Here is a 20,061-nt window from a genome sequence, read left to right on the forward strand (position 1 = left end):
TTCGCATGAAGCGTAGCGAAATGCGAAGCGGGGTGGGGTGATCTCTCAACACGGGCCGCGCCGAAGTGGAGAGACCTTCACCCCACCTCGGTTCGCGTTTCATGCGAACCGATCCTCCCCCTCCAGGGGAGGATGAATCGTGCGCGGCGGACGTTTCACTTCACCAGCGAGCAGCCGCCATCCGCCAGCGGGCGGAATGCCTGGTCGGCCGGGATGGTCGCGATCAGCTTGTAATAATCGTAGGGGTACTTCGACTCCTCCGGCTTCTTCACCTCGAACAGATACATCGGGTGGACGACGCGGCCGTCCTGGCGGATCGTGGTGTCGCCGAACAATTTGTCCTTGCCCTTGAAGGTCTTCATCTGCGGCACCACCACCTTGGCATCGTCGCTGCCGGTCGCGGCGACGGCATTGAGATAGGCAAGTGTCGAGGCATAGACGCCGGCCTGGTTGCCGCTCGGCATCTTGCCGTTCATGCCGGGACGCGCGGCAAAGCGCTTTGCGAACGCGCGGGTGTCGTCGTTCATGTCCCAGTAGAAAGCCTCCAGCAGCTGCAGGCCCTGCGCGACCTTCAGGCCCATGCCGTGGATGTCGTTCACGAACAGCAGGAACGCGACCATGGTCTGGCCGCCTTGCTGGATGCCGAACTCGGCCGCCTGCTTCACCGCGTTGATGGTGTCGCCGCCGGCATTCGCCAAGCCGATCACCTTGGCCTTGGAACTCTGCGCCTGCAGCAGGAAGGAGGCGAAATCCGACGTGCCGAGCGGGTGCTTGCTGGAGCCGAGCACCTTGCCGCCGTGCTTCTCGATGTAGTTTGTCGCCTCGGCTTCGATACCCTTGCCGAGCGCGTAGTCGACCGTCACGAAATACCAGTCCTTGCCGCCGCGCTGCATCATCGCGGCGGCGGTGGTGTTGCCGGTCGCCCAGGCGTCGTTGACCCATTGAATGGTGTTCGGTGAGCAGGCCTTGCCGGTGAGATCGGAGCTTGCGGTCGACGAGGCCAGGAACGTCATCCTGGAATCGCGCAGCACGGTATTGATCGCGAGGCCGACGGCCGAGTTCGGCACGTCGACGATGGCGTCGACGCCCTCGACATCGAGCCATTTGCGCGCGATCGCAGATCCGACGTCGGCCTTGTTCTGGTGATCTGCGTAGACGATCTCGACCTTGATGCCCTTGCCGCCGCCGTTGAAATCTTCCGCCGCCATCCGCGCGGCTTCCACCGAGCCCATGCCGTTGGTGTCCTGGAAGATGCCGGAAATGTCGTTCAGCACGCCGACGCGCACGACGTCGCCGGAAATCTCCGCACGCGCGCTGCCCGCCGCGCAGGCCAATGCCAGCGCAAGTCCAATCCTAAAGCCCCTCATCGTGTCCCCTCCCTTGCGTTGTTCCGCAGCCGGCGTCAGGCCGGCGTGATTTCGACCGGCAGCCTCTCGAGCCCGCGCAGCGTGTTGTTGAACAGGCGCTTCGGCTCACCCGTCATTTCGATCCTGGCGACACGGCGCGCCAGCGCCGCCATCATCACTTCGCCTTCGAGGCGGGCGACGAGTTGGCCGACGCACATGTGGATACCCGAGCCGTAGCCGACATGGCCCGAGGTGCGGCGCGTGATGTCGTAGCTATCGGGCGCCTCCCAGCGGCGCGGATCGCGATTGGCCGCAGCCAGGAACATCAGCACCTTCTCGCCTTCGGGGATGCTGGCCCCGCTGAGCTCGACGTCGCGGGTCGTGGTCCGGAAGAAAGTCTGAACCGGACTCTCAAACCGCACCGCTTCCTCGAACGCGTTGCGCGCCAGGGTCGGATCGTTGCGCAGCTTCTCGAACTGGTCGGGGAATCGGGCGAGACAATAGACCGCGGCGCCGATGCCGTTGACGGTGGTGTCGAGGCCGGCCGACAGCAGCGAGCGCACCAGCAGCGGTGCCTCGGTCGCGGTAATGGCGCCACTATCGACATGGGCGTGGATACAGGCGCCGATGCCGCCCGGGGTGAGGTTGTCGCGCTGGCACTGCTCGGCAATATAGGCCTGGTGCGGCGCGGAGCGCTTGATCGCCTCCTCGCGCAGTTGGTTCGGCGGACCGAACGCGTTGAACACCAGGCTGGCGTAAGGCAGCAGATGCTCACGGCCCTCCGGCTGCAGGCCGAGCGCATCCGGGAAGATCGAGAGCGGATAGGCTTCCGCAAGGTCCTCGATCGCATCGAACCTGCGCTTCTCCAGCAGCGCATCGACCCGGGCCTCCGCCGCGGCGGCAAAGCGGCCGCGGAGCTGCTTCATCACGGTCGCAGACAGCACCGAGCTCAGCACAGTGCGGGTTCGGGTGTGGGCGGGCGGGTCGGCCTCCAGGATCAGGCTCGGCGGCCGCCACGGCTTTTCCTTGGAAAAGTCGCTGAGGCCGACGCCGCGGCTGGAGCAGAACGTCGCAGGATCGTTCAGGACCGCATGGACCTCGGCGTAGCGCGCCACGCCATATACATTCCACCTGTCGAGATAGACCACCGGTCCGGCCTCGCGCAGCCGCTCATGGGTCGGAAACGGATCGGCGAAGAAATCCAGCGCGAACGGATCGACGTCGAGATGCGGGACGGATGTCCCCCCTGTTGCAGTCATCAGGACCTCCCGAGGTTTGATCTTGTCAACACGGGCCGCATGTCACTTGCTCCCGAGCAGTTTCGCAGCGATGATTTGAGAAATGAGCAGCCAGCCCCTCCCCCGAAAGCCCCGCCGGCCGAGACCGGCCGATCCCGCAGATGCCACCGATGGCCCGCTGCTGGACCTCAATCGCTATGTGCCGGCGTTCATCACTTTCATCGGCAACAAGCTGTCGAACAGCGCCACCGCATTTTACCAGAAGAATTTCGGCGTCAACGTCACCGAGTGGCGAATCATCTCGCAGCTCGCGATCGAGCCCGGGATTCCGGCCTCGCGGATCTGCCAGGTGATCGGCTTCGACAAGGGACCGGTCAGCCGCAACCTCGCGGCGCTGCAGAAACGCGGCCTGCTGACGATCCGGACCGCACCCGACGACGGCCGCACCCATTCGATCACCCTGACCGCGCGTGGCCGCGCCGTCCACGACAAGGTCATTGTCGCGGCGCTGGAGCGGGAGCGGCGGCTGCTGTCGTGCCTGAAAAAGGACGAGCGCGAGGTGCTGATCGACCTGCTGCGCCGGCTGCACGAGAATCTCGGCGCCGTGACCGGGCAAAGCACGACCTGACGGCACGGCCGGGCCACGGGCAGCGCCCTGCGCCACCGCGGACTTCGTCCAGTTTTCCATGCGTGCTGCTCGCGCGCTGCTGCGCAACATGATCCTCCCAAATGCGAGGCCGTTGACCGGCCCTGTCCCTATTGAGCGGAAACTCGCATAGCTTAGTTGCTATGGCAACTAAAAAGGCGAGCCGGTGCGACGTCAGGTCCCATGCCGAGATTTGTGACGTCGCCCTCAGGTCAGGTGAGCACGCCGCTCAGGCTCCCTCCCCCTCGCGGGGGAGGGTCGCGGAGAGGGGTAAGCCCCCGGCGCGATGATCGATGCATGCAACGTCCTGGCAAAGTGCGTTGGAGTGACACGAATACGGATAGCTCACGTCGTGCGGTACCCCTCTCCCTAACCCTCCCCCGCAAGGGGGGAGGGAACCCTTCCGCGTGCCTTCCTAACCAGGCCTGCCCTATCGGCCCTCACCCGGCACAGCCAATCGGCTCGGACGACGCATCGTCCTCCAGCACCGCCACTGCTGCAGCGCGGCGCGTCAGCACGGCGCGCTGGTTGATGTAGCCCTTGTCGGTGATCTCGCCGCCGTCGACCGAGGCCGGCTCGGCGAGCAACAGCGCGCGGGTGGCGTGGCCGGAGGAATGGCCGCCTTGCGCCTTCAGCCGTGCCAGCCCCTGCCCGATCGCGGAGCGGACTGCCGGATGATTGATCACCTCCTGCGCGCCGGCGGTCTCGGGCAGTCCCGCGAGCGAGCGGCAGGCGGCAAGGTTCGGGAACACCAGGAAGCGCACCTCGTCGCGGCCGTGACCAGTCACGACGATGTCCTGCGCGAGCGGTGCAAGCGCCGCGATGCCGGCGACGCGCAAGGTGCCGACGCTGACCCAGGTGCCGGAATTGAGTTTGAAATCCTCGGCCACGCGGCCGTCGAAGAACAGGCCGAGATCCGGCCTGTCGGGATCGGCGAAGGTGACGGCGTCGCCGATCCTGTAGAAGCCCTCGCCATCGAAGGCCTGCGCGGTCAGCTCGGGTGCCTTCCAGTAGCCCGGCGTGACATTGGGCCCGCGCACGCGGACCTCGAGCTTGTCGCCCGACGGCACGAGTTTCAGCTCGGTGCCGGGAATCGGCACGCCGATATTGCCGGAGCGTTTTGCCAGGAAGTGGCAGTCGGTCGCCAGCGGCGAGGTCTCGGTCGAGCCCCAGGCCGACACCATCGGCAGCCTGCGGCCGACCGTCTGCAGCGACAATTCCTCCAGTGCATCCCACAAATTCTGCGGCAGCGCCGCGCCGGCATAGAACGCGAATTTGGTGCCTTCGAAGAACTTGCGGCGCAACTCCTCGTCGGTGCGAAGCGCTGCGATCAGCATGTCGAAGCCGCGTGGCACGTTGAAATAGACCGTCGGCACCACGCTGCGCAGATTGGCGAGCGAGGTCGCGAACAGGCCCGGCGCCGGCTTGCCGCCATCGATATAGAGCGTGCCGCCGTTGCGCAGCACCAGGTTGAAATTGTGGTTGGCGCCGAAGGTGTGGCTCCACGGCAGCCAGTCCAGAATGACCAGCTCTTCGCTGGCCCGCTCCAGGAACGTCCAGGTCTGCGCCTTGGCCTGCTGGCTCGAGGTCAGCATGCGCTGGGTGTTGATCACGGCTTTCGGCGTGCCTGTTGACCCCGAGGTGAACAGGAATTTTGCAATCGTGTCCGGCGTCACCGCGGCGAAGGCTTTTGCCACGTCTGGCGATTCTGGTGTCGCTGCAATGGCTCGGAATGCCAGCGCGTCGGCATCCTCGGGATTGCCGCTGACGATGACGGCGCGATGCAGCGGCTTGATCGCGGCCAGCGCCGAGGCAAACGGCTTTGCGCCCGCGACATAGATCGCACCGGGATCGAGCAGGCTGATCATGCCCTTCAGCTTGTCGAAGTCTTTCGACATCAGCGAATAGGCCGGCGAGATCGCGGCCGAAGGCACGCCGACATGCTGGGCGGCGAGCGCGAACAGCGCGTGGTCGATGCCGTTGTCGGAGAGGATGACGAGCGGCCGCTCGGTGCTCAGCCCTTGCGCCAATACCCACGATGCAGCGCACCGTACGATCCCGAGCGCGTCGCGATAGCTGACGGTGCTCCAGGGCGCTTCGACGCTCGCGCGCTCGCCGAGGAAGATGCGATCCGGCGCCTGCCGCGCCCAGTGCTCTAGCCAGTCGCCGACGCACCTTGCGCTTTCTTTCAAGGGCGTGGTGGAACGAACCAGGATGCTGCCGTCGCCACGTCGATCCGCCACGATGGCAGGCGTCGCGAACAGGCTGCTCGGATTGTCACCGCCGACGGCCGTCATGGTTTCCTCCTCGCCCGTGTCGTTTCGGGATCGCGCCGCAACATGATGCGGTGCACCGATCCCGGCCGGGCTCTTTGGCGATAATGTTGCGGATATCAATTGTTGTCGTCAACAACAATCTTTCCCTCACGCCCCGGGCGCGCTAGCCTTGCGGTATGGCAAGCCAGCAGAAGACATCGCGCAAGGCGGCAGCAACGGCAGCGGCAATCCGCCGCCCCCAGGCGCGCACCGCGAATGGCGGGGCGCATGCGGGCGAGGCCGGTGACGACATCGGCCTCGACGCACTGGTCGGCCACGTCGGCTACGCAGTGCGGCGCTTCCAGCTCTGGATCTTCCAGGACTTCATCAAGACGCTGGCGACGGTCGATATCCGCCCGACCCAATATTCGGTCATGACCGTGATCGGGGCCAATCCGGGCCTCAGCCAGATGGCGGTCGCCAAGCGGCTCGGGATCGAGCGCGCGCGCCTCGTGCATCTGCTCGACAGCCTGGAGGAACGCGACTTCGTCAGCCGCATCCCCTCCGCCACCGACCGCCGCTCCCACGCGCTGCATCTGACCGCGCGCGGCAAGACCGCGCTGGCGCGGTTCAAGCGGCTTGCCGCCGAGCACGAGCGGCATGTCGCCGAGAAGATCGGCAAGGACAACCGCGAGCGACTGCTGCAGATCCTTGCCTGCTTCACCTGATCCCGCGGCCGGATTTCGGCTTGGTCATGCCTGCTCTAAAATTAGGCATCGACACTCGCAAGCCAGCTTGCATCAGCTACCAGCGAGCATTTCAAACAACTGATATTGCGTAATAATTCGCCGCATCGCGACCGCGGACAAATTGTACACAATGGCACATTGCTTGCTTCGATCAGGCTGCAATTCCCTCGCGGCAGGCATCCAACGCCTTGCCGCTCAACAGACGGGCCAACCACGTGACTGAAACTGTCGCCGCGATCGTTGCCGCACACCGCACCGGGACCATGACGCCGGCGCAAACCGTGGAGCGCAGCTATCAGCGCATTCGCGAGCACAACGACCCCGCCATCTTCATCAGCCTGCGCGACGAGCAGGAGGCGCTCGCCGAAGCCGCGCGGCTCACGGACCCGATGCTGCCGCTTTATGGCGTGCCGGTCGCGGTGAAGGACAATATCGACGTCGCGGGGTTGCCGACCACCGCCGCCTGCCCCGCATTCGCCTATACACCGGCGAAGGACTCCACTGTTGTCGCCAGGCTGCGCGCGGCCGGCGCCATCATCATCGGCAAGACCAATCTCGACCAGTTCGCCACCGGCCTGGTCGGCGTGCGCTCGCCCTACGGCATTCCCAAAAATCCGGTGCGCGGCGATCTGGTGCCGGGTGGATCGAGCTCGGGCTCCGCGGTCGCGGTCTCGGCGGGCCTCGTGCCGCTGTCGCTCGGCACCGATACTGCGGGCAGCGGCCGCGTGCCGGCGATGCTCAACAACATCGTCGGGCTCAAGCCGAGCCTCGGGCTGATCTCGAACGCGGGACTGGTGCCGGCCTGCCGCACGCTCGACTGCATCTCGGTGTTCTCGCTGACCGTCGATGACGCATTGGCCGCGCTTGCCGTGATGGCCGGGCCGGATGAGGCTGATCCGTTCTCGCGCAACCGGCCGCTCGGGCCGCTCACGACGCTTCCGGCGAAGCTGAAGCTCGGCATTCCCAAGTCCGGCCAGCTGATCTTCTTCGGCGATCGCGAGGCCGAGACGGCCTATGGCGAGGCGTGCAAGCGCTGGCAGGCGCTCGGCGTCGAACTCGTCGAATTCGACCTCGAGCCGTTCTACGAGACGGCGCGGCTGCTCTATGAGGGCCCGTGGGTCGCCGAGCGCTATCTCGTGATCCGCGACCTGCTGGCGTCGTCGCCGGATGCGATCCACCCGGTGACCCGCGAGATCACCATCGGCGGCGCGCGGCCCACCGCGGCCGATACATTCGCCGCGCTCTATCGCCTGCAGGCGCTGCGCGGTGTCGCCGCGCGCACCTTCGCGCAACTCGACGCGATCGTGCTGCCGACCGCCCCGACGGTCTATTCCACCGCCGACGTGCTGGCCAACCCGATCGAGCTCAACTCGCGGCTCGGCACCTATACCAATTTCGTCAACCTGCTCGATCTCTGCGGCCTCGCACTGCCGGCGGCGATGCGGCCGGACGGCGCGCCGTTCGGCATCACGTTGCTGGCTCCTGCCGGCCGCGACGCCGCGCTTGCCGGCATTGGCCGCATATTCCATGCCGACACCGGCCTTGCGCTCGGCGCGAAGGCGCTGCCGCAGCCGCCGCTTGCCGCCGTGCCGGCGCAGGCCGCCGCCGACGAGATCACGATCGCGGTGGTCGGCGCGCATCTCTCCGGCATGGCGCTGAACCACGAGCTGACGACGCTCGATGCGCGGCTGTTGGAAGCGACGGTCACCGCAGCGGACTACAAGCTCTACGCGCTCGACACCACGCCGCCAAAACCCGGCATGCTGCGTGTCGAGGCCGGCGCGGGTGCATCGATCAAGCTCGAGCTGTGGGCGATGTCGGCCGCCGCATTCGGCAAATTCGTCGCCGCGATCCCGCCGCCGCTCTCAATCGGCACGATCCGGCTCGCCGACGGACGGCAGGCGAAAGGCTTCATCGTGGAGCCCGCTGCAATTGCCGGCGCGAAGGATATCTCGGCCTATGGCGGCTGGCGCGCGTTCATGGCGGAGAAGGCGAGAGTGTAACCGCTTTCTCGTCATTCCGGGGCGCGCCTCTTGGCGCGAGCCCGGAATCCATTTCGTCGCAGTGACGGTTGCTGGAGCGCCCCGCAACCAATCATCTACGTCAGATGCTGACCAATGGATTCCGGGCTCGCGCTTCGCGCGCCCCGGAATGACGCGCTGATAGGTTTGAGCACCGAGCTACACCGACACCGCGTAGGTTTCGTATTCCCCGCGCACCTGCTCGATATGCGCGCGCATCGCTGCCGCAGCGCCCGCCTTGTCGCCGCGCAGGATGGCGACGACGACGCGGTCGTGCTCGGCGTGGGATTTTGCCAGGCGCCCGAGGTTGCGGAACTGGGCGCGGCGGAACGGCTGTACTCGCACCCGCGTCGCGAGCGTGATCTCGGCGATGTAGGCGTTCTGCGAGCCGGCATAGATCGCGTTGTGGAAGCGCTCATTGACCTCGTGGAAGCGCTCGGGATTGCCGGTGTAGCTCAAGACCCGCAGCTCCTCGTGGATCGCCTCCAGCGCGTGACGCTCCGCGGGCGTCATGCGCTCGGCGGCGAGGCCGGCGCAGATCGCTTCCAGCTCGGCCATCGCCTCGAACATGCCGGTGAGTCTTTCAAGCGAAGGCCGCGCCACCACGGCGCCGCGATGCGCGCGGGCATCGATCAGGCCGCTCGCGGCCAGCTGCCGCAGCGCCTCGCGCACCGGCGTGCGCGAGACATTGAAGCGGCGCGCCAGATCGGTCTCATCGAGACCGGCGCCCGGCGGCAGCGTGCCGCGCACGATCTCGTCGGCGAGTTGCAGGCGCAGCTCTTCGGCGCGTGTGACCTTGTCGACCAGCGACGACGGGCGATCGACGCGCGGCACGACCGGTTCGGGTTCAGTGGCTTGCTGCGCGCGGGTCGGCAGATCGTCCAGGCTCATGGTTCAAGCGCTCTTGTTCAAACGCCTTTGGGCTCGTCGATGACGCTGACATGGGCCGCGACGATTCTCCAGCCCTCGGGGAAACGAATCCACGTCTGCATCTGCCGCCCCACCCTACCTGGAGTGCTGTCTCGATAGAACAGCGTCGAGGCGATCGCGGTGTCGCGGCCATAGGTCGTGATCACTGTACGGTCGATCTTGCGCATCAGGCCGACCGGCGAGCGCCCGGCGCGAAACGCCATGATCTCGGCGTAGCCATAAAGGTTCTCGCCGATGCCGTAGCGCAGCGTGCGGCTGTCGTTGCGGAACAACTCATCGAGCACCGCGACGTCATTCGACACCAGCGCCCTCTCGTAGCGTTCGAACTGCGCCGTCACTTCGGCAAGCACGTCGGGAAGATCAATATCCATCTTATATTCCTCTCGGCGCAGGCGCATTCGCAACGCCCATCTGTTCGAGCGCGTAGGCGACCCGCAGCGCGATGTCCTCGCGCCAGGGCGCGGCGATAATCTGAACGCCGATCGGCATCGGTTCAAGCGGCACCGGCACGGCGACAACCGGCAGGCCGATGAAGGAGATCGGCTGGGTATGGATACCGATATTGGGCCGCACCGGAAGCTCGACTCCATCGAGCGTAAAATTGGCCTGACCGATCTTCGGTGCGGTGCACGGGGTTGCCGGCGCCAGGATCACGTCAACCGACTGGAACAGCTCCAGCGCCCTGGCACGATACCAGCGGCGGAACTTCTGCGCCTTGTCGACATGGACCGCCGAGACCATCGCGCCCGCAAACAAGCGGTCGCGCACCGCCGGATCGAAATCGTTCGGACGCGTGCGCAGCCGATCGAGGTGCAGCGCCGCGCCCTCGGTCGTGGTGATGATGAAGGCCGCCGCACGGGCGCGCGCCGCTTCCGGCAACTCCACGGTCCGCGTCGCGCCGAGCGCCTTTGCCACGCGCGCGACGGCTTCGACCGCCTCCGGCAACAGATTCTGCTGGAAATAGCCGCCGGCGATCGCAACCCGCAGCCCGCCGATGCCTTCGGCAAGCAGCGGCATCGTCGGCTCGACCGGCCGCGCGACGCAGGCGGGATCGTCAGTGTCAGGCCCCTGCATGACGTCGTAGGCGAGCGCGAGATCCGTCACGCTACGCGCAAACGGACCGAGATGATCGAGGCTCGCGACGAACGGAAAGGATCGCGCGCGCGACAACCTTCCATAGGTCGGCTTCAGGCCGAAGATGCCGCAGAATGACGACGGCACCCGGATCGAGCCGTTGGTATCGGAGCCGAGCGCGATCGGCACCAGCGCGCCGCCGACGGCACTGCCGGAGCCGCCCGAGGAGCCGCCCGCCATCCGCGCCGGATCGTGCGGATTGCGCGACGGACCGTCATGCGCGTTCTCACCGGTGAAGTCGTAGGCGTATTCGCCCATGTTGAGCGCGCCGACCAGCACGGCGCCGGCCGCCTCCATCCGTTCGATCAGCGTGGCATCGCGCGGCGAGGCCGGCAGCTCGCGATTGATTTTGGAGCCGGCGCGGGTCGAGAGGCCCTGCACATCGAACAGGTTCTTGACCGCGAAGGGCACGCCGGCGAGCGGGCCGACCGATTTTCCGGCTGCGATCTCCGCATCGATCGCACGCGCCTTTGCACGCGCGCGATCGGCGGTGACGTCGGTGAAGGCATTGAGGACCTTGTCGCACGCCGCGATGCGCGCGAGCGCCGCCTCGGTTGCGGCAAGCGCAGTGATCTTGCGGCTCGCGACGGCCTGCGCGATTTCGGCGGCTGACATGGACGCGGAAGTTTCGGACATCGCGATCTCAGGCCGAATAGATCGCAGCCGAGGCGGCGTCATCGGGCAGCGCGAAGTCGTCGACCAGTTTCGCCAGCCGCAGCGCGACCTCGAGATTGGCGCGCACCGCCGGACGCCAGGCATCTTCCAGCGGCAGCTCCATCGCGCGGGCGGCGGCATTCACGTAGTCGTCGAGATGATCGGCCATTTCGCTCCCAATAACGATTTTGCGCATGATCTATTCGGAAAACCGGTTCCCACTTTTCCGGATCATGCGTCAGGAAACCGGCAACGGCGGATGCGGGATCGCCGTCAGCAGTTCTTTTGTATAGGCATCCTGCGGATTGCCCAAGACGTCCCCTGACGTGCCCTGCTCCACGATGCGGCCGGCGCGCATCACGATGACGCGATCACACAGCAGCCGCACCACGTTGAGATCGTGCGACACGAACAGATAGCTCATGCCCATCGACTGCTTGAGGTCCTGCAGCAGATTGAGCACCACCGCCTGCACCGACACGTCAAGTGCTGCGGTCGGCTCGTCGAGGATCACGAGCTTCGGATGCAGCGCGATCGCGCGTGCGATGCCGACGCGGGCCTTCTGGCCGCCGGACAGCTGATGCGGAAAGCGGTCCAGGAGATTGACCGGCAGGCCGACCAGCCGTGCCAGCTCCTCGCAGCGGTCGCGCAGCGCATCGCGCCCTTTGATGTCGCCGAGCTGCATGATCGGGTCCGCGATCGCGCGCGCCGCGGTGAAGCGCGGGTTGAGGCTGTCGGTCGGATCCTGGAACACCATCTGGATCTGGCTGCGTCGCGGCAGCCGCGCGAAGGATTGCGGCATGATGCCGCCGATGTCCTCGCCGTCGAACATGATGCGGCCGGAGGTCTGGTCCAATAGCCGCATCACCATCATCGACGTCGTCGACTTGCCGCAGCCTGATTCGCCGACCAGGCCTACGCTCTCGCCATGGTCGACCTGGAAACTGATGCCGTCGACGGCACGGAAGACCTCTTCCTCGACCGGCGGCTTGCGGCCGAACAGTTTTGTCAGCACCGAGCCCGCGCCCTGGCGGGGATATTCCTTGACCAGCTTCTCGACTGACAGGAGGGGCTTCTTCTCCCTCTCCCCGTTCTTCACGGGGAGAGGGTTGGGGTGAGGGGCTACATCCACGAGCGCAGTATGCGGAGAGTCCCCCTCACCCGCCACGCTGCGCGTGTCGGCCTCTCCCCGCGTGCGGGGAGAGGCAAGAGGGTCCTCCTCCGGCAACAAATCCCTGAGCGACACGCCAAGCCGCGGCGTCGCGCGCATCAGCTTCTTCGTGTAGGCGTGCTGGGGCGCGGCGAAGATGTCGGCCGAGACAGCGGTCTCGACCACGCGGCCCTTCTCCATCACCACGACGCGGTCGCAATAGGCGGCGGCGAGGCCGAGATCGTGCGTGATCAGGATCGTCGACATCGAGCGGCGCCTGGTCAGTTCGACGATCAAATCCATCACCGCCTTCTGGGTGGTGACGTCGAGGCCGGTGGTCGGCTCGTCTGCGATCAGAAGCTGCGGGTTGCAGGCGAGCGCAAGCGCGATGACGACGCGCTGGCACATGCCGCCTGACAGTTCGAACGGATAGGCGTGATAGCGCTCGCGCGGTCGCGCGATCTTGACCTGCTCCAGCGCCTCGATCGCCTTCTCGCCGCGGTCGGTGACCTGGGCCTGCTGCACATGCTGGCGCAGCACGTCCTCGATCTGGTGCCCGACCTTGCGGATCGGATTGAGGGCGGCACGCGGATTCTGGAAGATCATCGAGACTTCGCGGCCGCGCAGATCGCGCATCTGGCTTTCGGTCGCGGCCTTGACGTCGATGCCGGAGAACATCACCGAGCCCTCGGCGATCCGGCCGGCACGATCGAGGATCCGCATCACCGCATATGAGGTCACCGACTTGCCGGAGCCGGACTCGCCGACGATGCCGACGGTCTCGCCCTTAGCCACGGAGATGTTGACGTGCTGCACGGCTTTCACGATGCCGCGACGCGTGGTGAACTCGACGGTGAGGTCGCTGACGTCGAGCAACGGTTGGGCGGTCATGCACGTCCCTCCGCATACGAGGCGTCATCCAAGAATCCGCAAAACAACCCCATGCAAAGGAGGGGAGCGGTAGCGTGACACCGCGCCGAGACAGTCATCACGTCCTCCGCCGCGGCGGTGTGCCCCTTCTCCCCGTTCTTACGGGGAGAAGGTTGGGATGAGGGGCCTCTAGCAACGAACTCAACTGGCCGAGGAGTTCGCGGAGACTCCCCCTCACCCGGATCGCATTCCATGCGATCCGGCCTCTCCCCGCAGGCGGGGCGAGGCGAAGGAAAAGACGGCGCAGGCTGGAGATCATCACTCACGTCCTCCGCTGCGGGTCGACGATGTCGCGCAGGCCGTCGCCGAGCAGGTTGAAGCAGAACACCGCGATCATCAGCGCGAGGCCGGGGAATAGCGCGATCCACCATTCGCCGGACACCATGAAGCCGGCGCCCTCGGCGACCATGATGCCCCACTCGGCGGTCGGCGGCCGGACGCCGAGGCCGATGAAGGACAGGCCCGCGGCATTGAGGATCGCATAGCCCATGGTCAGCGACATCTGCACGATCATGATCGGCATGATGTTGGGCAGGATGTGCCCGAGCAGGATGCGGTATTCGCCATTGCCGGACAGCCGCGCCGCCTGCACGAAGCCGGCATTGCGGCGGACATTGGCTTCCGCGCGGGCGACGCGGGCATAGAGCGGAAAGTTCACGATCGCGGTCGCGATGATGATGTTCTGCACGGTGTTGCCGAGCGCCGCGACAATGCCCATCGCCAGTACGAACAGCGGGAACGCCATGATGGTGTCGGCGATGCGGCCGACGATGCGATCGGTCCAGCCGCCGAAATAGCCGGCGGCGATGCCGGCGAGCCCGCCCATCAGGAACACCAGCACGACGGAGGCAACCGCGATGAAGGTGTCGAGCCGGGTTGCGACGATGACGCGGCTGAAGATGTCACGGCCGAGCTGATCGGTGCCGAACCAGTGCGCGGCGGACGGCGGCTTCAGCGCTGCCGCGGTGTCGGACGCGAGCGGGTCGTACGGCACCACATAGGGCCCGAACAGCGCGGCGAACATGATCAGGATCAGCAGCGCAAAGGCAAAGCCGGTGACCTTGTTCTCGCCCAGCACATAACGGGTCTGCTCCAGCACCGCAGCAAGCCCCGAGGTGCGGGCGGGACCTGCGGGTTCGACGGCCGGCGCTACGCTGCTCATACGCCCCTCCCTAACCTTCCAGCCTGACGCGCGGATCGATCACGCCATAGAGGATGTCGATCAGGAGATTGAGCAGCACGTACATGACCGCCATGGTCAGCACGAAGCCTTGCACCGGCGCGAAGTCGGAGGCGATCAGCGCCTCCACCGCATAGGAGCCGATGCCGGGCCAGGCGAACACCTTCTCGACCAGTACATTGGCCCCTAACAGGAACGAGAACACCATGCTGAGCGTGGTGATGACCGGCAGCATCGCGTTGCGGAACGCATAGGTGACGATCACCTTGCCGGGCGACAGGCCGCTGGCGCGCGCGGTGCGGACGAAATCGGACGCCAGCACCGCCAGCATCGAGGCCCGCGTCATGCGCGCGATCGGCGCCAGCGAGAAGATCGCGAGCGTCACCGCCGGCAGGATCAATTGGCTGAACGCCGAACGAAACGCCTCGAAGTCGCGCGCGATCAGCGTATCGATCAGATAGAAGCCAGTGACGGTCGGCGGCGCGCTGTAGAACACGTCGAGCCGGCCGAGCGGCGCCGGTGCCCAGCCGAGCCGGAAATAGAACACGTAAACCAGCACGAGCCCGGTGAAGAACACCGGCAGCGACACGCCGGCCGTCGTGGTGACGCGGCAGAGATGATCGATCCAGGAGCCCGGCCGCGTCGCTGCCAGCACGCCGAGCGGGATCGCGATCACGATCGAGACGACGAGGCCAAGCAGCGTGAGTTCGGCCGATGCCGGCAGGCGGTTGCGCAGCTCGGCGGCCACCGGCTGGCCCGTGGTCAGCGAAGTGCCGAGATCGCCATGGGCGAGATCGCTGGTGTAGCGCACGAACTGCTCGATCAGCGGCTTGTCGAAGCCGAGCTTCTTCCTGATCTGGTCGACAGCCTCCTTCGTTGCGGCGGGCCCTGCAAAATACGCCGCGGGATCGCCCGGCAGCGCGCGCGTCAGCAGGAACGTCACGATCACGACCCCGATCAGCGACGGGATCGCGAACAAGAGCCGCTTGCCGATCAGGGTGAGCATGGGGCCCTCCCGACATCGAAGAAAGCCACAGCGGGACTGCGCGGGCTCCCTCCCCCCTTGCGGGGGAGGGTTGGGGAGAGGGGTACCGCTTGCTCCGATGCCAGACGAAACGCCCCGCCGATCCGCGCGTAATGCAGCGAATAGTTTGGCACTATCGCGCCTGAAGTTGTCCTTCCGAGTTCGCGGCTTACCCCTCTCCCCACCCTCCCCCGCAAGGGGGGAGGGAGCCTGAGAGACGTGCTCACCTCACGTGAATGAACGCCATGTGCCGATGTCTGGTTGATCATCAGCATCACCGTCTCACCCCTTCGCCATCGCGCGATAGTCGAGCCGGCGGTGGAACCAGTACTCGTAGCCCGAGATGTTCTTCTGCATCGCGACGTTGACGAAGGGCTGATAGAGCGGGATGCGCGGGATGTCGGCGTAGGCGAGATCGACGAAGCCCTTGACGTCGGCGTCATAGGCCGCGGTGTCGCCGTTGGCGGCGGCGATGCGCGCGCCGTCGATGAGCTTGTCCATCTCGCCCGACTTGTAGCTCATCGTGTTGAAGATCGAATTGTTGCCGTGATAGCACCAGTAGAAGAAGTACTCGGGGTAATCGAGCCAGCCCGAGAACACGTTGGTGAACAGCGGCATTTCCTTCTTGGTGAGCTCGGTGCGCCAGTTGGCGCCGGGCACCTTGTTGATGGTGGTCTTGATGCCGAGCTGCGCGAGGCTCTCCTGCACCAGCACGCAGAGCGGCTCGTTCACGCCGGCGAAATTCAGGTCGAACGAGATCGTGGTCTCGAAGCCGTTGGCGTAGCCGGCTTCAGTGAGCAGCGCCTTGGCCTTCTCCATGTCGGTGAAATATTTGGTCGGCTGCGGCCAGGCGACCTCGGTCGGCTTGTCCTTGGCCGCGCCGAACATCGGGTTGGCGAGACCGAACAGCACCGCATCCATGATTTTTTGGTAAGGCATCGCATAGGCCATCGCCTGCCGCACCTTGGGATTGTCGAACGGCGGCTTGGTGACGTTCATGCCGATATACTGGATGCCGTTGGAGAACGGCAGCGAGACCACGTTGAGCTTGCCGTTCGCCTTCATCTCCTGGAAATCCTTGAACGGCAGCTCGTAGGAGATGTCGGCATCGCCGCGCTCGAGCAGCGCGCGGCGATTGCCGGCCTGCGGCACCATGCGCCAGATCACGCGCTTGATCTTCGGCAGGGGACCCGAGACCCAGTCGTCGTTGCGCTCCATGACGACCTCGGTGCCGGCGGTCCATTTGGTCACCTTGTAGGCGCCGGAGCCCGCGGTCTGTTGCTTGGTGAATTCGAGACCCCAGGGATCCTTCTCGCTGGCGTTCTTCTTGACGAGTTCGGAGTTGACGACGCAGGGCACGATCACCGCGAGATCGGGGATCGTGAGCTTGTCCTTGGTCAGGAAGTCGACCCGCACCGTATGGTCGTCGACCACGACGAACTGCTCGGGCTTGGTCAGCGAACCCGCGCTCATCTGGAAGGTCGGGAAACCGCCGACGCTGACGGCACGATCGAGCGACCATTTGACGTCCTTCGCCGTGACAGGCGTGCCGTCATGGAATTTGGCGTTCTTGCGCAGCTTGAAGGTGACCGACATGTCGTCGATCTTCATGTCCTCGGCGAGCTCGGGCTTGAACTTGTCGCGGTCGTAATACGGCACGCCGCCGGGACCGCTCTTCATCTCGTGGCTGATCAGGCGGTCGTAGCAATTCCACGACACCTCGTAGCCGGGCACGTTGGTGCCGACGCCGTGGATATCGAGATTGTTGGGCCCGCCTTCAGAAACAATGAGGAGCGTCTCGGACCGCGCATCGGCCTTGGCCGGCGACCAGATCGCCGGCGCGGTCGGCGCCAGCGCCCCCGCGGCCAGCCCGGACACCGATTTGAGGAAATCGCGACGCTTCATGTGATGCTCCAACGCCCCGGGACGGGCCTTGGAACTCAGATCGCAAGGATTGTGCCAACCCTTAACGAAACCTTATGAGGCGCTAACACGCTGTATAAATAAGAGAAATCGTCAACGGTAACTTGGTCTGGCGCGGGTCAGCACGCGCGAGATTGCATACAAAGGAAGGCCATCTGCTCAATAAGTGAGCAGAACGTAAGGACTGCTTCGTTTCTGGTCGAGGATTCCCAGGGCAGCTAAGGCGGGATGAGTTTTAGTTGAATCGGTTTGGCGCGGTCTCGGTTCACCTCTCCCCGTTGGGGAGAGGTCGGATTGCGAAGCAATCCGGGTGAGGGCTCTTGCCCTCTCGATAGACCATAACCCCTCACCCGATTTGCTGCGCAAATCGACCTCTCCCAAGGGAGAGGTGAACCTTCGACGCCGTTCCAGCTCAACCTAATCTCATCAGGCTTTAGTCCGGCCAGATCAATTCCTGCAACTGCACGAAATCATCGACCCGATCCGGCCAGCCCGCGATGCAGACGTGCCGCAGCGGATCGCTGGCGGAGTGCAGCATCATGAGTGCCATCAGACGCCGCTTCAGCGCGAAATTCACCTCGCTGCGCGGGATGCCGAAGCCGTCGAACAGGCTACGCACAAGCCGTGGATGCCCGGCGGCCATGAAGGCGCTGGGGCCGAGCAGATCGTACTCGCCCCACCCGGTGCGGACGTCGCCGAAGTCGAACAGGCCGGCGACGTGCCAGCCGTCGGCCCGGCGCCCCAGCAGAAAATTCTCAGGGATATACTCGCCGGTCAGGATCACCGGCGGCGCGTGCATCGGGATCAATTCGGTGGCGTCGCGCAGCAGGTCATCGAGCGAGGCGAGGAATTTTGCCGACAGGCCGAGCCGTTCATGCCGCGCCCGGCATTGCGCGATCTGGCCGCGCATGAAGGCCTCCCAGCGCGGCTCGATCGCCAGCAGGCTGCCGGGCGGCACGCGCTGCACCTCGGCGATCACGGCCCCGATCTCGCCGAGCACGCGCTCCCGCTCGGCTTCCGCCAGCGACGGCCATACCTCCGAGCCGACGGTGCCGGCGAGGCGCGTGATGACGAGATAAGGCCAGCCGTCGCGCTCGCCCTCCGCGATGAGATCGGGAATCGGAACGCCGAGCCGTCCGCGCAACTGCGCCAGCGCGCCGCGCTCGGACACGAATTGCGGGCGCAGGAACGGCGGAAACAGCTTCAGGATCAGGTCATCGCCGAGCCCGACGACGAGGTTGGTGCCGGTCGAGAACACATGCGGCGTGCCCCAGGAGAGCCCGTGGCCGTCGGCAATTTCGCGCGCGACCGGCAGCCAGCGCGAGGTGTCGCCGCGCCAGGCGCGGTAGGTGTCGTAGGTGGTGAGGGGTGGAAGTTGCGAGGTCATGCAGTGGCGTCATTGCGAGCCACCCGGTCGGCGCAAAGCGCCGCCGGATGACAGGCTCCGCGAAGCAATCCATGCTTCGGCATACGCGGAGGGATGGATTGCTTCGTCGCTTCGCTCCTCGCAATGACGAAGGGGATGCATCATCACCGGTCCGGATTGGCGCGCTCGAACTGGCGCAGCAGGCGGTTGCCGCGCTCGACGGCGTTGTCCATCGCGGCTTGCGCGGAACGCTTGCCGGCGAACACCTGCTCGAGCTCCTCCTCGATCACATCGCGGACCAGCACGAACGAGCCGAGACGGACCCCCCTCGACTTATCGGTCGGCGGCTTCAGCGTGACCTCCTCGATCGAGATCGAGGCGCCGGGATTGCGATCGTAGAAGCCCTGCGCGCGGCTGAGATCGAACGCGGCGCGGGTGATCGGCAGATAGCCCGTGTTCTGATGCCAGGCGGCCTGCACCTCGGGCCGCGACAGATAGGCGAAGAATTTTGCCACCCCGGCATATTCGGCGCGCGGCCGGTCGCGCAGCACCCACAGCGTCGCGCCACCGATGATCGAGTTCTGCGGCGCGCCCTGTACGTCGGCCTCGTACGGCATCATGCCGTAGCCGACCTCGAATTTCGAATTGGCCTTGATGTCGGCGCGGGTGCCCGACGAGCCGATGAAGATGCCGCACTCGCCCTTCTGGAAGCGCGGCTCGGCCGCCTGCCCGCGGCCGCTGTAGTCGAACGACTTGTCGGCCTGCCATTGCGCAAGCTGCGCGATATGACGCACCACGATCGGGTTGTTGAAGACCAGCTGCGCGTCGAGCCCGGCAAAGCCGTTGGCCCTGGTCGCGATCGGCAGATTGTGGAATGCGGAGAAGTTCTCGACATTGATCCAGGACGGCCACGACGTGGTGACGCCGCACATCGCGCCGGCCGCGCGCAGCCGCTTCGCCATCGTACCGAGCTCGGCCCAGGTCTTCGGCGGCTCGCTCGGATCGAGCCCCGCGGAACGGAACATATCCTTGTTGTAGTAGAGGATCGGCGTCGAGGCATTGAACGGGAACGACAGCATGTTGCCGTCGACATCGGCATAGTAGCCGGCGACCGCGGGCAGGTAGGCCGATGGCGCGAACGCCTCCGACTGATCGCGCATCAGCTCGAACACCGGATAGATCGCGCCGCGCGCCGCCATCATGGTTGCGGTGGCAATCTCGTTGACCTGAACGATCGCGGGCTGGCTGCGCGAGCGGAAGGCGAAGATCGCCGCGGTGACGGTCTCGGTGTAGTTGCCCTTGTAGGCGGGCACGATCCGGTAGTCGGATTGCGAGGCGTTGAAGTCGGCGGCGAGCTTCTCGAGCTGCTTGCCGAGCTCGCCCGACATCGCGTGCCACCACATGATCTCGGTAGCCGCTTGCGCGGGCGCCACCAGCAGAAGGGTCACGACGACGAGATGCAAGAGCTTCAAGGCGAACTTCACGACCAGCCGTTCCCGGATGCCAACATGCCCT

General features: G+C 65.7%; 16 protein-coding genes. 3 read left to right on the forward strand and 13 right to left on the reverse strand.

Features of this window, described 5'->3' with window-relative positions:
* Window positions 1-155 precede the first annotated feature (155 nt).
* Window positions 156-1,367 carry an ABC transporter substrate-binding protein gene (locus QDT69_RS29690; RefSeq protein WP_279710020.1) on the reverse strand — a complete coding sequence of 404 codons (1,212 nt, stop codon included), beginning with the start codon at window positions 1,365-1,367 and terminating at the stop codon, window positions 156-158.
* A gap of 35 nt (window positions 1,368-1,402) precedes the next feature.
* On the reverse strand, window positions 1,403-2,605 hold the full coding sequence (locus QDT69_RS29695) for a cytochrome P450 (protein WP_279710021.1): 1,203 nt from the start codon (window positions 2,603-2,605) through the stop codon (window positions 1,403-1,405).
* A gap of 82 nt (window positions 2,606-2,687) precedes the next feature.
* Here QDT69_RS29695 and QDT69_RS29700 point away from each other — a divergent pair, with 82 nt between their 5' ends.
* Window positions 2,688-3,212, forward strand: coding sequence for a MarR family winged helix-turn-helix transcriptional regulator (locus QDT69_RS29700; RefSeq protein ID WP_246667591.1), 525 nt, complete (start codon window positions 2,688-2,690; stop codon window positions 3,210-3,212).
* A gap of 458 nt (window positions 3,213-3,670) precedes the next feature.
* On the opposite strand, the gene QDT69_RS29705 is transcribed toward QDT69_RS29700, so the two are convergent.
* Entirely contained in the window at window positions 3,671-5,527 is a 1,857-nt protein-coding gene (locus QDT69_RS29705) for a feruloyl-CoA synthase (protein ID WP_279710022.1), read from the reverse strand.
* A gap of 155 nt (window positions 5,528-5,682) precedes the next feature.
* On the opposite strand from QDT69_RS29705, the gene QDT69_RS29710 reads away from it, so the two are divergent.
* Window positions 5,683-6,213, forward strand: coding sequence for a MarR family winged helix-turn-helix transcriptional regulator (locus tag QDT69_RS29710; RefSeq protein ID WP_279710023.1), 531 nt, complete (start codon window positions 5,683-5,685; stop codon window positions 6,211-6,213).
* Between the two features lie 236 nt (window positions 6,214-6,449).
* Complete coding sequence (gene atzF / locus QDT69_RS29715) at window positions 6,450-8,237, forward strand: allophanate hydrolase (RefSeq protein WP_279710024.1); 1,788 nt, start codon at window positions 6,450-6,452, stop codon at window positions 8,235-8,237.
* A gap of 177 nt (window positions 8,238-8,414) precedes the next feature.
* Here the strand turns inward: atzF and QDT69_RS29720 are convergent, their stop codons facing one another.
* From QDT69_RS29720 to ugpB, 10 genes are all read right to left on the reverse strand, one after another.
* A complete protein-coding gene (locus QDT69_RS29720; RefSeq protein WP_279710025.1) occupies window positions 8,415-9,146 on the reverse strand; it encodes a GntR family transcriptional regulator in 732 nt (243 codons plus the stop codon).
* Window positions 9,147-9,163: 17 nt separating this feature from the next.
* Window positions 9,164-9,556, reverse strand: a complete 393-nt coding sequence (hpxZ, locus tag QDT69_RS29725; protein ID WP_279710026.1) for an oxalurate catabolism protein HpxZ — start codon at window positions 9,554-9,556, stop codon at window positions 9,164-9,166.
* A gap of 1 nt (window position 9,557) precedes the next feature.
* On the reverse strand, window positions 9,558-10,934 hold the full coding sequence (locus QDT69_RS29730) for an AtzE family amidohydrolase (RefSeq protein ID WP_279710027.1): 1,377 nt from the start codon (window positions 10,932-10,934) through the stop codon (window positions 9,558-9,560).
* Between the two features lie 28 nt (window positions 10,935-10,962).
* On the reverse strand, window positions 10,963-11,142 hold the full coding sequence (locus QDT69_RS29735; RefSeq protein WP_279710028.1) for a DUF4089 domain-containing protein: 180 nt from the start codon (window positions 11,140-11,142) through the stop codon (window positions 10,963-10,965).
* Window positions 11,143-11,211: 69 nt separating this feature from the next.
* Window positions 11,212-13,014, reverse strand: coding sequence for an ABC transporter ATP-binding protein (locus QDT69_RS29740; RefSeq protein ID WP_279710029.1), 1,803 nt, complete (start codon window positions 13,012-13,014; stop codon window positions 11,212-11,214).
* Between the two features lie 301 nt (window positions 13,015-13,315).
* Window positions 13,316-14,215 carry an ABC transporter permease gene (locus tag QDT69_RS29745; RefSeq protein WP_279710030.1) on the reverse strand — a complete coding sequence of 300 codons (900 nt, stop codon included), beginning with the start codon at window positions 14,213-14,215 and terminating at the stop codon, window positions 13,316-13,318.
* Between the two features lie 10 nt (window positions 14,216-14,225).
* Complete coding sequence (locus QDT69_RS29750; RefSeq protein WP_279710031.1) at window positions 14,226-15,239, reverse strand: ABC transporter permease; 1,014 nt, start codon at window positions 15,237-15,239, stop codon at window positions 14,226-14,228.
* A 300-nt stretch (window positions 15,240-15,539) separates the two neighbouring features.
* Window positions 15,540-17,162, reverse strand: a complete 1,623-nt coding sequence (locus QDT69_RS29755; protein ID WP_279710033.1) for an ABC transporter substrate-binding protein — start codon at window positions 17,160-17,162, stop codon at window positions 15,540-15,542.
* A 451-nt stretch (window positions 17,163-17,613) separates the two neighbouring features.
* Window positions 17,614-18,567, reverse strand: a complete 954-nt coding sequence (locus QDT69_RS29760; protein ID WP_279710034.1) for an aminoglycoside 3'-phosphotransferase/choline kinase family protein — start codon at window positions 18,565-18,567, stop codon at window positions 17,614-17,616.
* Window positions 18,568-18,710: 143 nt separating this feature from the next.
* Window positions 18,711-20,030 (reverse strand): sn-glycerol-3-phosphate ABC transporter substrate-binding protein UgpB, encoded by a 1,320-nt coding sequence (gene ugpB / locus QDT69_RS29765; protein ID WP_279710036.1) that lies wholly within the window; start codon window positions 20,028-20,030, stop codon window positions 18,711-18,713.
* Window positions 20,031-20,061 lie beyond the last annotated feature (31 nt).

This window comes from Bradyrhizobium sp. CER78, from assembly GCF_029846235.1.
In the GTDB taxonomy this organism is placed as follows: domain Bacteria; phylum Pseudomonadota; class Alphaproteobacteria; order Rhizobiales; family Xanthobacteraceae; genus Bradyrhizobium.